Origin of the sequence: Photobacterium halotolerans DSM 18316, assembly GCF_000425165.1 — a bacterium.
In the GTDB taxonomy this organism is placed as follows: Bacteria; Pseudomonadota; Gammaproteobacteria; order Enterobacterales; family Vibrionaceae; genus Photobacterium; species Photobacterium halotolerans.
This window is the reverse complement of the sequence record NZ_KE384320.1, coordinates 170,530-186,106: the sequence shown is the minus strand read 5'-3', so window position 1 is coordinate 186,106 and position 15,577 is coordinate 170,530. Positions and strand designations below refer to the sequence as shown.

Here is a 15,577-nt window from a genome sequence, read left to right as displayed (position 1 = left end):
AGCCATATACAGAAGTAAATAAGTGGCAGCCGCACAGAAAATACGGCTGTTGGCTTGGTTAAGAAGCTTCTTGCGGAGGTGAGTACTTTTCTACTTTTGACAGTGTGAAGAAGTAGATGATGAAACACAGGATGAATAACCAGAACATGACATACTCTGGAATATTGGCAATTTCACCATAAATACCCGCAGCGCTCAGTAAGGTCGCAATTGCGCAGATAGCAATCAGTGTTTGCAGTGAATTGAGACCCAGACGCTGGAAGATATGATGCAGATGCTCGCGGTCTGGTTTAAAGGGGGAATCACCGCGTTTGATTCTGCGGATCATGATAGCTGTCATGTCCATTAAGGGGACGGCGATCATCCAGAGTGCCGTCACCGGCCGCAACGGTGGGCGGCTGCCGTTCTGACTGGCCAGCAGTAAAAACCAGATCACAGTGAAGCCAATCAGCATACTGCCTGCATCCCCCATGAAGACTTTACGCTGTCGGCCAAATGCCCCCAGGTTAAGCAGGATATAAGGGATCATCGCTACTATGATGATGCCGCACAGATACGCCAGCGATTGCTGACCATCGTGGAACAGCATGATACCCAGCCCGCCAAAAGTCACCATAGATAACCCGCCCAGCAGGCCATCAATACCGTCGACCATGTTGAAGGCATTGATAGCACCAATCACCGCCAGTACAGTCACCAGATAGCCAAACATCCCCAGGTCTATTTTGCCAAAGCCAATCATATTCCCCAGCGTATGCAGTTCCAGACCGGCAAAATACATCATGCAAACAGATAACAAGGCTTGGATCGCCAGACGAAGCTTGAAGCTCACGTCAAATTTATCATCCAGCGCACCGATGATAGTCAGAATGGTAATACAGAAAACGTAAAGCCCGGCGTCGTCCAGTATGGTTGGCGAATAATAGAGAAACTGGGCCAGCGTAATACAGATAGCCAGCCCCCCGACAAGCGGGACTGCCCCCTGATGCAGCTTTCTGGCATTGGGTTTATCCACCAGACCAACACGCTTGGCGACCTTTCGAAGTAGAAAAAGTGCGGCAAATGAAGAAAAAAAGACAAAGAAAAAATCGGCTATCATGCTGTGGTCCGAAGGCATACAAAACGCAAAAAGACTACCAATAATTTGTCTCACTAGGAAGAGAAGAAAAAATATTCAGCAAGTAAATTATTACTTTTGTTCCCTCCGTCCCAAGTGCGGCCCGGTGCAAACACCAGCAAACCTGATCGCACTGATTTGGGTTATGTCGCTGTAAGTGTTTGTTGCAACAGCATCAATATTCTACAATCACTCGCGTCGCAATAATCTTTGATAAATGGTTTGATATCATCCAGCAGGGAAATCCATGCAATATTTACAGTCTGAAGCTTCTGTTACTGAAGAGCTGTTAGCCCAGATTTTTATTACATCTGGCATCACCACTAAAAGTCTGTGCCGGCAGCTCAGCAATAGCCATAGTGGCCCAGAGATAGAGGCAGCACTGTCTGCGATGCAGGAAGCTGGATTGGTGGTGAAAAAAAGACAGAGCTGGAGCTTGTCGCTGAACGGATGTTTGTCTGCCTTACAGAGTTTATTGCGGTTTGGCCGGGAACGATCCCTTTATGCTGTTATGACCCACGCCGATAAGCTCTCCGTGGAACTGGAAATCTATTCTGTGCTGTCAAATACCCGCTGGATGTTTGCCTATTCGGCGATTTCTCCGCAGGCGGAAGGGCTGCTGATGCATTTATTTCTGCATCCTGATGCGTGGGAATTACTGGCATTGATTGAAGACGACAGGCTGAAATACAGCCTGCAGGGATGGGCCTGGTTGTTAAATCAGCTGTACACAACGGGGAATATTGCATGGGAGCCGTTAGCCAGCAAGACGATCACAGATTACGGCCGAAGGCAGGTTGTCTGGGCTCCCGCCGAGGATAATTGGCAGGCGCTCAGGGCCGGAAGTGTTTCCCACCCCTTGTGCGATCCTTTCGATGAGAAGTACTTCCAGCATCGCACGGCTTTCTCTGCCATGACGGCAAAACGCTATTCCTATACGGCTTTGGCTGATCTGGCTGTGGTGGCTTTACTGGACAAATCCGAAGCCGTCGCAAGCTATCAGCACAGCGTCGACAGTCACAGTGGTCAGCAAATCGCGTATGATCAGTTCTGGCAACAGCAGGCTTACGTCATTATTGCGCCTTACAGTGAACAAGAGGAATATTTTGCGGGGGTTGACCTTTGGTTTGATTCACTCCTGGTGATTGCAGATTACGTGAGCTGGGGGAAATTATTGCTGGATGTGCTGGTGCTTTGCCAATGGCAGCAAGCGCACCCGAAACAGTATCAGCAATGGGTTGCTCAGGTGAAAGCGCACCCGCTGACGGAAATGATTTTATCCCATCACTCTGAAAGTCTGTTAGCCGCCAGAGCCAAACACGCACTGCGTTACCTTACCGGACAAATCAGCGAATCTGATGCCCCTTTTTATGTCCCGGCTGCCCGCCAGGATATCTGGTTAAGAAAGCTGACGCAGACCATCCAGTCAGATAAGGAGCATCAGGCAGATCAGCGGCTGGTCTGGGAGCTGTGCCTGAAATCACTGAAAGTTCAGCCAAGGATTCAGTCGATGGGGAAACGTGGCTGGACGAAAGGCCGGATGATTCAGCTGTATTCCATTCAGTATTCAGCGGCTGAAGCTTTGATGTCAGATGCCGACTGGCATGTTTTTCAGCAACTGGAGCGTCAGAACAGGGTTCGCTGGGGCCATCCTGCTCCCGATGTGCTGCCTGTACTGAAAGCCTTGTCGGCGTGCGACAACATCATCAGTCAGGACGGTCAGTCCGTCAGTGTGCACGGTGTTAAGCCGCTGGCCGTGTTGCAATCCGGTGAACAGGTGACATTCGATGTCTTTCCCCGAATAGCAAATGCAACATTGCGCCAGGTGATGGATGATGCCTGGTGTTTTCTGGATACCTCAGCGATATCGCCTCAGTTCATTGATGTCATCGAATCAAGACCTGAGCAACTGGCTTGTGAGCATTTGCAGCCACTGACAGAGGCGCTGGAACAGCAGAAGGATTTACTCTGGTACAGCCCTTGTCAGCAGAAAGGGAATATACAGCCTGGTCACTGGGATACGAGGCCGCACTTATGGCTGGACTGGCATCAGGGCACTCTGGATGTGGCCATTGAGCACCAGAATGATGTGTCCGGAGAGCTGCCGGCAAATCGCATAAGCATGCCTTCGGGACAGGGAGAGACATGGATCAGCGACCCGGATCAGCAATGGTATCAGCGTGATCTCAGCCAGGAAAAAGCGGATTCACTGGCACTGAGCAAGCTTCTGGGATTGAAAGCGAACAAGCAACGGCGCTGGGCCTTGTCTGGTGAAGCTGCGTTATCGCTGATAAAAGCCGTGCAGAATTTACAGGACGTACCGGTTCACTGGCGCCAGCGCAGCAGCCAGGTAAAGGTGCTGACCCGCCAGGATCTGACTCTGGATATCGAGAAACGCAAAAACTGGTTTGCTGTCACAGGCAAGGCGTCCACGGATCAGCATCTGGAGCTGAACCTGCGGCTGTTGCTGGCAAATAGCCGCCAGGGATTTATTGAGCAGGGTAGCGACAATCTGGTTGTGCTGATGGAAGATGAGCTTCAGCAGCAGCTACGAATGCTGGACGGTTTGCTCAATGAGGAGATGGAAGTCGATGTACAGATGGCCTATCCCCTGCAACAGGTACTGGAAACCTTTACCCATCAGGGCGATGCGGGATGGCAGTCGCTGCAGGAAAAATGGTCAGAGAAGCCGGTGGTTGCCGAGCATATTCTGGCTCCGCTGAGGGATTATCAGAAAACCAGTGTCCAGTGGGCGGCGCACTTATCTCACCATGGCTTTGGCGCCTGTCTGGCAGACGATATGGGGCTGGGTAAAACCTTGCAGGCCATCAGTTTGATCCGCCATTATCAGTGTGAGGGCGCGGCACTGGTTGTGGCGCCCAAGTCGGTGATTCATAACTGGCAGGCAGAATGCCAGCGCTTTGCACCGGAACTGACAATAGTGGATCTGGAGCAGGTGGATAACCGGAACGAAGCCATCGCCGCGGCGGGTGACAAAACTCTGGTACTGGTCAGTTACGGATTACTGACCCGCTGTCAGGAAGCGATGCAGGAAAAAGACTGGCAGACCATAGTGCTGGACGAAGCGCAGCAGATTAAAAACCCGCAGACCAAACGGGCAAAACTGGTATTTGGATTAACGGCAGAGCGGCGCTTTACCCTTACCGGTACGCCGGTTGAAAATCATTTAACAGAGCTTTGGAGCCAGTTTGCTTTCCTGAATCCGGGCCTGCTGGGTTCGCTGAAGCAGTTCAGGCAGAAATATGGTCAGGCTGCACGTAATGCCGAGGATATGATGCGGCTGAAAGCCTTGATCAGCCCCTTCATTATGCGGCGAATGAAAGGTGAGGTGTTGTCTGAGCTGCCCGGTAAAACCGAGATCACCCACACCGTCTATTTATCGGCCAAAGAAAGTGCTGCTTATGAAGCCGTCCGTAAAGATGCCCTGAAAACAGCCAAAAACAGTAAGGGTGTGGTCGAGGTGCTTGCCGCACTGACCCGTTTAAGGCAGGTATGCTGTGACGCCAGTCTGGTGTTTGATTCCTTTGCGGAAGAGAGCAGTAAGCTCAGGGAGGCGCTGACGCTGGTGTCAGAAGCCATAGAAGGCGGTCATCAGATTCTGGTGTTCAGCCAGTTTGTGCAATTGCTGAAACGTTTTGCGGCGCAGCTGGAACAAGCCTCGCTGTCGTTCAGTTATCTGGACGGGCAGTCGAGCAGTAAGCAGAGGAAAGCGGCGATTGAGGCGTTTAAAGCAGGAAAGCATTCTGTCTTTCTCATCAGCCTGAAAGCGGGCGGGACGGGGCTGAACCTGACTGAAGCCGATACTGTTATTCATTTGGATCCGTGGTGGAATCCGGCAGTGGAAGATCAGGCCAGCGACAGGGCGCACCGTATGGGGCAGAGCAGGCCGGTGACCGTTTATCGTCTGGTCACAGAAAATACGGTGGAAGAAAAAATTGTCCAGCTTCACCGGGATAAACGCGATCTGGCAGAAAAAGTCCTTTCAGGGCAGGATGATACCCAGACTCTGAATCCACAGATGCTGCTGAGTATGATAGAAGATTAAATGTGCGCATGGCGTTCTGCTTCATTTGTAGAGCAGGCGCCTTGCTGGTGGTTTTAGCCGCCACTCCCCACACAGCCGCGACTGGCACTTTTTCATCCGCGCGCCTTCAATCCCCTTGTCTATACTTGCCTGAACAGGCGATAAAAAAGTACCGAGTATCTTGCACTTTTTTGCGAAGGGGAAAGGCGTATGCAGATTTTACCGGTTATTCTGGCTGGGGGGACAGGCAGTCGCTTGTGGCCCTTATCCCGCGAGCAGTATCCCAAACAATTTCTTGCCCTTCAGCCTGCTGACAACCCGTCGCTTGCCTTTTCATCATCCCCGCTCAGCATGCTGCAGCAAACCCTTCATCGTCTGGCTGAGCTGGACGCTTTGTCCCCGTTAGTGATTTGTCAGGAAGAGCATCGCTTTCTTGCCGCCGAGCAGTTGCGCTACTGCGCCAGCCAGCCGGGTCATCTTCTGCTTGAACCTCAGGGCCGTAATACCGCGCCTGCGATTGCGCTGGCGGCGCTACTGGCACAGGAGTCACCTGACTGTCTGTCTTTGGAAGACAGTGATCCCTTACTTCTGGTGCTGGCGGCTGATCATCTGATTCTGGATACCGCCGCTTTTACTCAGGCCGTCAGGACAGCGCTGCCCCTGGCGGATAGCGGCAAACTGGTGACTTTCGGTATTCCCCCTCAGTCGCCCGAGACAGGATACGGCTATATCAAACGCGGCGCGGCGCTCAGCGAGGGGTTTGGCACTGGTTTTGAGGTGGCACAATTTGTCGAAAAGCCGGATCTCAATACCGCCAGAGAGTATCTGGTCAGTGGTCACTATTACTGGAACAGCGGCATGTTCCTGTTTCGCGCTTCTGCCTATTTGCAGCAGCTGTCTCAGTTCCGGCCGGACATTCTGGCCGCCTGCCGTCAGTCTGTTGTTTCGCCTGAGCGGGACCGGGATTTCATTCGTATCGACAGCTCGGCTTTTGCCGGTTGTCCGGCCGAGTCGATTGATTATGCGGTGATGGAGAAAACCCGCCAGGCGGTGATGGTGCCGATGGAGGCCGGCTGGAGCGATGTCGGCGCCTGGTCATCGCTGTGGGAGCTCAGCCCCAAAGATAATGCAGGCAACGTGGTCATCGGAGATGTGCTGACCGCGCAGAGCCACCATTGTTACCTCAGGGCCGACAGCCGGCTGGTGGCGACCGTCGGTCTGGACAACGTGGTGGTGATTGAAACCAAAGATGCGGTACTGGTGGCCGCCAAAGATAAAGTTCAGGATGTCAAAGAGATAGTGGCGCAGCTGAAAGCGGCGCAGCGCCCGGAATGCGATCTGCACCGGGAAGTGTACCGCCCCTGGGGCAAGTATGATCAGGTTGATAGCGGTGGCCGTCATCAGGTGAAACACATCACGGTGAATCCGGGTGAAAAATTATCGCTGCAAATGCATCATCACCGCGCCGAACACTGGGTGGTGGTATCGGGAACGGCCAAAGTCACCCAGGGGGATAAAACCTGGCTGCTGACCGAAAATCAGTCCACTTATATTCCGGTCGGCGTGGTACATGCGCTGGAGAACCCGGGCAAAATTCCGCTGGAAATCATTGAAGTGCAGTCAGGCAGTTATCTCGGCGAAGACGACATCGTCCGTTTTGAGGACAGGTACGGCAGAAAGTAAGCGGGATGGCTGCATCGATAAGGAGGGCGGCATGGAAAGACTCACCTGTTTTAAAGCCTACGATATCCGCGGTGAACTGGGGCGGGAGCTGAACGAGGACATAGCTTACCGGATCGGACGGGCGTACGGTCAGCATTTCCGGCCGGAAACGGTGGCAATTGGCGGCGATGTGCGGCTTTCCTCGCCGTCACTGAAAATGGCACTGGCGCAAGGTTTGATGGACGCCGGAGTGGATGTGATCGATCTCGGTCTGACCGGCACAGAAGAGGTATATTTTGCCGCGCAAAGCCTGCTCGTTGACGGGATTGAAGTGACGGCCAGCCATAACCCGATCAATTACAATGGCATGAAGCTGGTCAGGGCCGGGGCGATCCCTGTCAGCGGCGACACGGGGTTGCACGATATTCGCCTGCTGGCTGAAAGAAATGACTTTGCGGCACCCGGTCAGATCGGCCAGCTGCGTCACCATTGTGTGCTGAATGACTATATTGACCACCTGCTGTCTTATATCACCCCGTCAGAGATTACACCGCTGCGGCTGGTAGTGAACGCGGGGAATGGTGTGGCGGGACATGTGATTGATGCGCTGGAGGCGCAATTTGGTCAGCGCCGGATCCCGATTGAATTTGTGAAAATCCACCATGATCCCGATGGCACTTTTCCTCACGGGATCCCCAATCCGTTATTGCCTGAGTGCCGGGCGGCGACTTCACAAGCGGTGAGGGCGCATCAGGCCGATATGGGCATTGCCTGGGACGGCGATTTCGACCGCTGCTTTCTGTTCGATGAACGCGGCCGGTTTATTGAAGGCTATTATATTGTCGGTTTGCTGGCACAAGCTTTTTTGCAGCAGCCCGCAAATCCGAATGACTTCCAGCCGAGGAAAATCATTCATGATCCCCGTCTTATCTGGAATACGGTCGATATTGTCACGGCCAGTGGCGGACAGGCGATTCAGTCGAAAACCGGTCATGCTTTTATTAAAGAAAGGATGCGGCAGGAAGACGCCCTATATGGCGGTGAAATGAGCGCCCACCATTATTTTCGCGATTTTGCCTATTGTGACAGCGGCATGATCCCCTGGCTGCTGGTGGCACAGCTGTTGTCTGTAAAAGGACAGCGTCTGTCAGAACTGGTATCAGACAGGATGCGGGCTTATCCGGCCTCCGGTGAAATCAATCTGACGGTCACTGACACGGACGGTGCCATCGCGACAGTCCGCGCGGTGTACGAACCGGACGCACTGACACTGGATCAGACTGACGGGATCAGTCTGAATTTTTCTGACTGGCGCTTTAATCTCAGGGCATCAAATACTGAACCTGTTTTGCGCTTGAATGTCGAGTCCCGTGGCAATCCCGCGCTGATGAAAGCGAAAACGGCTGAAGTGCTGGCGTTGCTTCAGCCGTTTTCTGCTCCCAGGTCATGACCAATAAAGGCACCGTCAGAAAGGCACCTGCCCCGACAGCATCACAGTCAGCTGACTGGCTTGCTGATAGTCCAGATTGTCACTGATCACCTGCATCGACCAGTATCTGTGGGTGAGAGCCAGCCCTATTGCCTGGCTCTGCAAAGTATACGAGAGCCGGGTGCTGACCGTACTCCAGCCATGGCTGACAGCGAGATCCGTTAATTGCGCACCATAGCCATAAAAATGGCTGGCCGACAGTGCGGTATTACCAAACAGATAGGCTAAGCGGCCTTTGTATTTGGGTGTCAGCCGCTGTTTGTATTCTTTGTAGCCTTCAATGCCACTCGCGATAGGGTTGATGTTGATGTAGCCATTCTCATCGGTTTCTGCTGTGGCTGTGTTGGCAACGGCCGTGGTGTAAGGTGCGCGATCCCACATGATTTCGCCATAGGCATCCTGCACAAAGGCCGACAGAAACCAGTGCCGGTTAATGTGCCAGTCAACGCCCAGATCGGTACTGAAGCCGTAGCGGCTGGTGGGTTTGTCTGCAATTCGATCCAGCAGCACATCTTCATCATAGACATAGTCCAGGTTCAACTGACCGCTGATGTCATCGCTGGCACTGCGCTGAACCTGGCCATGTAGCTGACCTTCCATTAAATCGGTGGCTTTCAGATAGCTGCCTGCGACATAAAAAGCCAGATTGTCAGCCGGCTCCATACGCCAGCCGAGGCGTATGCCTTGCTGAATGGTATGGTTAACATTCAAATCCACCTGATAGGTTTTGCCGGGCACCATGTCTGTCCGGTTCAGGGAATCCCCATAGAGCAACAGCGCATCCGGAGAGTGTTTCAGAAACCATTCATAGCGGTAGAGGTAGCTGAGCGTCATATTGTGATAGCGCAGGCCAAAGGCGGCTTCGTTGAAGGTGAAGGCGTGATTTGAGCCCTGATAATCACTTTCTTTGCCTTTTACCAAAGCATAAATACTGTTGTTCTCAGCGTAGCTTTGCGAGTTTATCTGAACAAATGGGGCGATCGAGTCAGTCGCTGTATCCGGCGCAAGAGGCAGCAGGCTCAGGCCGGTAAGGGTTGTTAAGGTCGTCAGCATCATAATTACAACAAGAGAGCCCTGACAGGTCAGGGCTCGTGACTAAAAGAATGAATGGGCAAACCGCTTACATCGATTCGAAGGAACCGTCGGTATAACGGATCAGCAACAGATTATTGTTGGTCGTACCGATAGTCCCGGTCGATTTACCGTTCACATAGATGGTGCCGCCAATATCGTCTTCCCCTTTTTCGGTCAGGGTTGCCACCAGACCTTTGCCATCGCGCAGCGAGACATAAGGCGTGTTGGTGTCACTGTAAGGCTTGTAGCTGGTACTCAGGTAAGTGTCTTTACCGTTATAAGTCACTCCGGCATCCACTTCGATCAGGTTGTAATCGTTGCGGGAGATGTCCAGCGACAGGCCAGTCGCAACTGGAGTATTGTTAGCGTTCAGAATGTTAGCGCCTAGTGCCATTTTGACGTTAGCTCTGATGAAGCTGTCTTTGGTTTCAAAACTTTCTTCGGTGATGATTTCTTCACTTCTTGTATAGCAACGGTTGTCCCAATCAGACCACCATGAGCAGTAACGGCCACTGACGGTGTGGGTGATGTCGCGTAAATGCACATAACCACCCATGTTATTCAGCCTGATATCCATCAAGGCTGAAACTGCCTGGCCGTTTGAAGCAATAACACCATCAATTTTAAATGTCAGGCTTTTTGCTTCGATGATGGAACTGTCTTTGCTCTCGTTGGACCAATCAGCGCCTGAACCGTTCCAATTTTCATTGTAGGTATAGCTATTGAAATCGGCAGAAGATATATCATCGGCGATCAGGGTGATGTTTCCTGAAAATGTATTCGGGTATGAAAAATTTTCCTGGTAGCTAAAATAAGTAAGTGTTGCTTCAGAGAGTTGAAGCTTTAAGGTGTTTACCTGAGAAACTTCAGAGGTACTGCTCTCATCCACATAGATATTTCCTTCGTTAGTCGGCGTACTGCTATAGTTTCCGGTTTCTTTTCTGGTGATATTGGCGCTCAACACAACATGACTTTGGGAAGTATTTAACCAAGCGTCATTATAGTTTGCACTCAATTCGTTTAGCGTAATATTGGTACGAATCTCTTCTGTTGTAGTCTTTGTGCAAAATTCCGAGTAATTACAATTCTGGTCGGTTTCAGTAACCGTTTTGGTGCTATGGTCGTAAGAGCCTGTGGCCACCAGCGATACGCCATTTTGCTGAACGGTATACTGGTCACCGTCTTTATAAACGTAGTAGTTGTTGTTGGTGAGCAACATATTGCCTTCGAAGTTGGCATCTGGCTTCATGGCTTCACTAATGGCAATGATGGCGCCATTGACATTTTCCAGCAACATTTCTGTATCTTCCTGCGCGATACTGCTTATGTCGCCCAGTTCGTCAGCAAAGTTTGTCAGCCCGGTATTCAGATCCCCGCCATCAGACGCGGCGGTATAGACAGTACGGATTTGCTTGATGAAGTCTTTGGCCTGTACAACGGCGTTAGCGACAGGTTTGTCGATATCAATACCAATCTCGATATTATCCGGGTTAATGGCAGAGACATCCTGATCGGCATTATCCAGTTTTGATCCTGCGTTGCCCTGATTTTTCGAATGGGCTTTTGCCTGGCTGACCACCTGAGTGGTATCAGCCTGGATCTGGCTGACGACATTTTTATTCACGGCCAGTTTGCCATTGGCGTCATAGTCAATTAAGTCATCAATATTGACACTGCCACTCTTGCGGCTTTGTTCAATCGATGCCGACAGAATGGCAGCCCGCAGATCTTCGTTGTCTGACCCCGCAATGGCATTGGCATCGGTAATGTCCACTGAGCCCATTTCCGTAATCGGCTTGGTCAGGCCGAGCGCCTTCCCGATAATAGCGTTACTGTTGTTGACTATGTCGGTCGTCAGATCCAGAGAGCCGGTCAGCTCAATGGCTTTCTTCGCCGCCAGATTGGTCAGGCTGTTAACATTGGCAGTTTTGATTTCGCCTGAAGAAGCAATCACGGCCAGCAGTTTGAAATTGTTCGGAACCGTCATCCACTCGCCGAATTCAATCGGATTACCGTTTGCATCCTGACAACCGACGTAGTCACATTTCATTTGGGTGCCGTTGCCTTTGGTCACAACAACCAGCAGGGCTTTATTGGCGGGCAGGCCAGTCAGGGAAAACTGGCCTTTTTCATTAGTGGTTGTCGTGAGTAACGGAGAAACACAGCGCTCCTGGCTGGTATTGGCGACTGTAGCTTCACATACAGCGACCTGGCCAGATTTGACGATCCCTTTATTGACGACACCTGCCGTGGTGACTTCTGTTGGTGAAGTATTGGAGTCTGTACTATCGTTATTACTCCCGCTGCCACCGCCACAGGCGGTTAATCCCAGCGAGGATATGATAAGTGTCGCCAAAACTGACTTTTTCATGATATTTCCTTTGAATAAATATGAGAGCCTGAGGCTACTTTCAATGTGCCTTTTATTATTGGCTGCTATCGAACTTGCTATCTGTGCTCTGGTCTGCCGGCCAGATCGCGCAGTAAATTACTTCGATAAGCTTTATAAATGAATTGGTGAATAAATAAAGCCTTGATCCCAGATACAATGTGCATTTCATTTTTTAATGATGAAAACTGTGAATTGCTTCATTAGTTTCTTCTGTTATTTGATACCTGCCATAGAGCCTTAACTCTGTGATTAGGGTATTTTTTGTCCTGGTGATAAATTGCGCAGTGGCACTGCTGGCATGGTAAAAACGTGATAAAAGCTGATGAATGAACCCGGTAAAAGTCAGGTAAAAAGTAGGGTTAAGAGTAGGGTTAAAAGCAAGGTAATGCCCCATCGATCTTGACTAAACCGACATGTCGTCGAATATTTGAAATTAACCTGTGTTGGCGTGAACGTTTTTTCGTGAATTAAGTCGCGCAATTTTGCTGTTAATGTTTCACCTGTCATTAACTTTGTCATGCTGGGTGAATTATTTAATCTCTTAATACCAGGGGAATCAGGTGAATATTTTACACCATGGAGCCAGGGACGGCGTGACCGGTTCCTGTCATGAGCTACAGCTGGGAAAATACAGTCTGTTAATTGATTGCGGCGCGTTTCAGGGCGAGGAAGCCAAAGCCAGCAATGATATTACTTTTCCTGTCGAGCCCGTTCGGGCACTTATTCTGACTCATTGCCATATCGATCATGTCGGCCGTATTCCCTGGTTATTAGCAGCTGGCTTTCGCGGGCCGATTTATGCTACTGAAGCGACAGCAGCCTTGTTGCCCTTGATGCTCGAAGACGGGCTGAAGCTGCAACTGGGACTGAGTGATGAAAAGTGCGAAGCCTTTATCCGGCTGGTGCGATCTCAGCTCAAGCCTGTGCCATTTGATTGCAGGGCGCAGATCATGCTGCCGGACGGGCAGGATATCAGTCTCTCATTTCGTCAGGCGGGCCACATTTTAGGCTCGGCCTATGTCGAGTTGTTGTTACCTGATCGCCGGAAAGTGGTGTTTTCCGGCGACCTTGGCCCCAGCAATACCCCGCTGCTGGTTGATCCTGAGCCGCCGCTGCACGCTGATGTGCTGGTGCTGGAAAGTACGTATGGTGATAAGCTTCATCCCGGCACCGAAACAAGAGAACAAGCATTAAAAAGCGTGGTCGAGCAGTCGTTAAAAGACGGTGGGGCTATCTTGATACCGGCGTTCAGTCTGGGACGCACTCAGGAACTGCTTTTTGATCTGGAAAACATTGTAAATAATGAAATTCAGCAACCCTCAGCAGAGAGTCCGTGGCTGAATTTGCCGATTGTTCTTGATTCACCTTTGGCGATGAAAATCACACAGGCCTATCAGGGTTTTAAGCGGCTATGGACAAAAGAAGCCAAGGCAAGGCTGGATAACGGGCGTCATCCGCTGGACTTTGATCAGTGTACTCAGATTGATGAGCACAGCGATCATATCGGCCTGGTTAACCGGCTGAAGGCCAGCGGAGAACCGGCTGTTATTGTGGCTGCCAGCGGGATGTGCAGTGGTGGACGGATCATGAATTATCTCGAAGCGCTGCTGCCTGATCCCAGAACCGATCTGCTGCTGATTGGCTATCAGGCCAGAGGCACACTGGGCCGTGAGCTGCAAAACGGTGCCAGAGAAGTGATCATTAACAATACCCGTATCGAAGTGAAGGCCAGAGTGCACACCATGACGGGGTATTCAGCCCATGCTGACCAGCGGGATCTGATCCGTTTTGTGCAGGGCATTGAAAAAGGACCGGCTGAGATTCGTCTGGTTCACGGTGACCGACCTGCCCAGGAAGCTCTGGCGCGGCGTTTGCAAAAGGTCAAACCGGATGCAAAGGTGATAGTTTGCGCAAACCTGAACCAGGATTAAGTCTTAGCTTGCATCAGGGCTGTCTTTCGATACTCTATTCTGCGCGATAACACAGTGATAGCTGAGCAGTATAGTCAATCCGTTTAATGGGCTTTGTCATCTGCATTCCATATCAAGCCATTAAGCTGGGGCTATCATTGTTGTTAAGTAGGCCGAGTTTGAGGACAGAGAATGAGAATAACAGTAGCGGGAACAGGTTATGTTGGCCTGTCGAATGCTGTATTGCTGGCGCAAAATAATCAGGTTATTGCGCTGGATATTGTAGAAGAGAAAGTAAATCAGCTTAATCAGAGGCTCTCTCCGATCGTTGATACAGAAATCAGCGAATACCTCAAACACCGTGAGCTGAACCTGACGGCCACGACAGATAAACATCTCGCTTATGAAAACGCCGATTTCGTCATTATAGCGACGCCAACCGACTATGATCCGGTTACCAATTATTTTAATACGGCATCTGTGGAGTCGGTGATACGCGATGTTATTACCATTAACCCTGATGCTGTGATGGTGATTAAATCCACGGTTCCTGTTGGTTATACCCAGCGGATCAAAGAAGAGTTTGGTACAGATAACATTTTGTTCTCACCTGAGTTTCTTCGTGAAGGCCGGGCGCTGTACGATAACCTGCATCCATCACGTATTATTGTTGGTGAGCAATCGCAGCGGGCAGAAACCTTCGCTAATCTGCTGATCGAAGGCGCGGTTAAAGACGATATTCCGGTGCTGTTTACCCATTCGACTGAAGCGGAAGCGGTGAAACTGTTTTCCAATACTTATCTGGCGATGCGGGTGGCTTATTTCAATGAGCTGGACAGTTATGCCGCTGCCCATGGCCTGGACAGCCGTGAGATTATTCAGGGGGTGGGGCTGGATCCGCGTATAGGCACCCACTATAACAATCCTTCGTTTGGTTACGGCGGTTATTGTTTACCCAAAGACACCAAGCAATTGCTGGCAAACTATCAGGAAGTGCCGAACAACCTGATCCGGGCCATCGTTGATGCCAATTCCACCCGCAAGGACTTTATTGCCGAATCCATTTTGCGCAAAAAGCCCAAGGTGGTGGGTGTGTACCGCCTGATCATGAAAAGCGGCTCAGACAATTTCCGGGCATCATCCATTCAGGGCATTATGAAGCGCATTAAAGCCAAAGGTGTGGATGTTGTGGTCTACGAACCCGTGCTGAAAGATGATGAATTCTTTCACTCCGCGGTGATTCGTGATTTAGCGGAGTTCAAGGCCATGTCTGATGTGATTGTGTCGAACCGAATGACGCCAGAGCTTGAAGATGTGCTTGAGAAAGTGTACACCCGCGATCTGTTTGGGGCTGATTAATCAGAGAGTTCCGACCAGATTGAGTGAATGTCTTACTTTTCTTGCGGTTTGATTCCGACATAGATCACAGAAAATTAGCATCCCTGTCTATACTTGAATTACCTCTTTGGTTTTTTGAGATGGTCAGGGACAGCTATGAGAACTCTTGCGAGAATCCTTACGGGGATCGATTCCAAAAAGTCTGTTATTGCGCTGATGGCAGCTGGAGTAATGGTTGCTGGAATGACGATGAGTGCGGGTGCGAGTGCGGCAGAAACGGTAACTGACGTACCCGCTGTACCCAGAGCAACGTCAACCCCGGTGACGACCCCTTCTTCGGCAACATCCTCTTCTGCGACGACCTCGACGGCGGCCTCCTCTAAAGGGTCTGCGGCGGGAATCACCACCGCGTCTGCGGCATCTGCCGGCGGCTTAACGGCCACTGTGGTTGCTGTCGGGGTGGCCGCTGTGGTGATAGGTGTTGCGTTATCGGACACCGGCGGCGGTGATGATAACCCTGCGCCACCGGTTACCAATCAGCAATAGCCTG

General features: G+C 51.1%; 9 protein-coding genes. 6 read left to right on the top strand and 3 right to left on the bottom strand.

What is annotated here, in order from left to right; genetic code table 11:
• Positions 1 to 58: 58 nt before the first annotated feature.
• Positions 59 to 1,099, bottom strand: a complete 1,041-nt coding sequence (gene wecA, locus H511_RS0114065; RefSeq protein ID WP_027252878.1) for a UDP-N-acetylglucosamine--undecaprenyl-phosphate N-acetylglucosaminephosphotransferase — start codon at positions 1,097 to 1,099, stop codon at positions 59 to 61.
• A gap of 265 nt (positions 1,100 to 1,364) precedes the next feature.
• Here wecA and H511_RS23450 point away from each other — a divergent pair, with 265 nt between their 5' ends.
• The 3 genes from H511_RS23450 to H511_RS0114050 all read left to right on the top strand — a co-directional run bounded on the left by H511_RS23450 (position 1,365) and on the right by H511_RS0114050 (position 8,274).
• Positions 1,365 to 5,183: a DEAD/DEAH box helicase gene (locus tag H511_RS23450; protein WP_051288193.1), complete on the top strand. Its 3,819-nt coding sequence runs from the start codon at positions 1,365 to 1,367 to the stop codon at positions 5,181 to 5,183.
• A 189-nt stretch (positions 5,184 to 5,372) separates the two neighbouring features.
• The gene (locus H511_RS0114055; RefSeq protein ID WP_036759695.1) at positions 5,373 to 6,845 is read left to right on the top strand and encodes a mannose-1-phosphate guanylyltransferase/mannose-6-phosphate isomerase; all 1,473 of its coding nucleotides are present in this window, start codon (positions 5,373 to 5,375) and stop codon (positions 6,843 to 6,845) included.
• Positions 6,846 to 6,876: 31 nt separating this feature from the next.
• Entirely contained in the window at positions 6,877 to 8,274 is a 1,398-nt protein-coding gene (locus H511_RS0114050) for a phosphohexomutase domain-containing protein (RefSeq protein ID WP_027252876.1), read from the top strand.
• Between the two features lie 15 nt (positions 8,275 to 8,289).
• Here H511_RS0114050 and H511_RS0114045 read toward each other — a convergent pair whose 3' ends face one another.
• Positions 8,290 to 9,369, bottom strand: a complete 1,080-nt coding sequence (locus H511_RS0114045; RefSeq protein ID WP_027252875.1) for a hypothetical protein — start codon at positions 9,367 to 9,369, stop codon at positions 8,290 to 8,292.
• Between the two features lie 64 nt (positions 9,370 to 9,433).
• Positions 9,434 to 11,758, bottom strand: coding sequence for a hypothetical protein (locus H511_RS0114040; RefSeq protein WP_027252874.1), 2,325 nt, complete (start codon positions 11,756 to 11,758; stop codon positions 9,434 to 9,436).
• Positions 11,759 to 12,339: 581 nt separating this feature from the next.
• Here H511_RS0114040 and H511_RS0114035 point away from each other — a divergent pair.
• From H511_RS0114035 to H511_RS24450, 3 genes are all read left to right on the top strand, one after another.
• The gene (locus tag H511_RS0114035) at positions 12,340 to 13,710 is read left to right on the top strand and encodes an MBL fold metallo-hydrolase RNA specificity domain-containing protein (protein ID WP_027252873.1); all 1,371 of its coding nucleotides are present in this window, start codon (positions 12,340 to 12,342) and stop codon (positions 13,708 to 13,710) included.
• 171 nt (positions 13,711 to 13,881) lie between these two features.
• Positions 13,882 to 15,048, top strand: a complete 1,167-nt coding sequence (locus H511_RS0114030) for a nucleotide sugar dehydrogenase (protein ID WP_027252872.1) — start codon at positions 13,882 to 13,884, stop codon at positions 15,046 to 15,048.
• 228 nt (positions 15,049 to 15,276) lie between these two features.
• A complete protein-coding gene (locus H511_RS24450) occupies positions 15,277 to 15,573 on the top strand; it encodes a hypothetical protein (RefSeq protein ID WP_248616603.1) in 297 nt (98 codons plus the stop codon).
• Positions 15,574 to 15,577 lie beyond the last annotated feature (4 nt).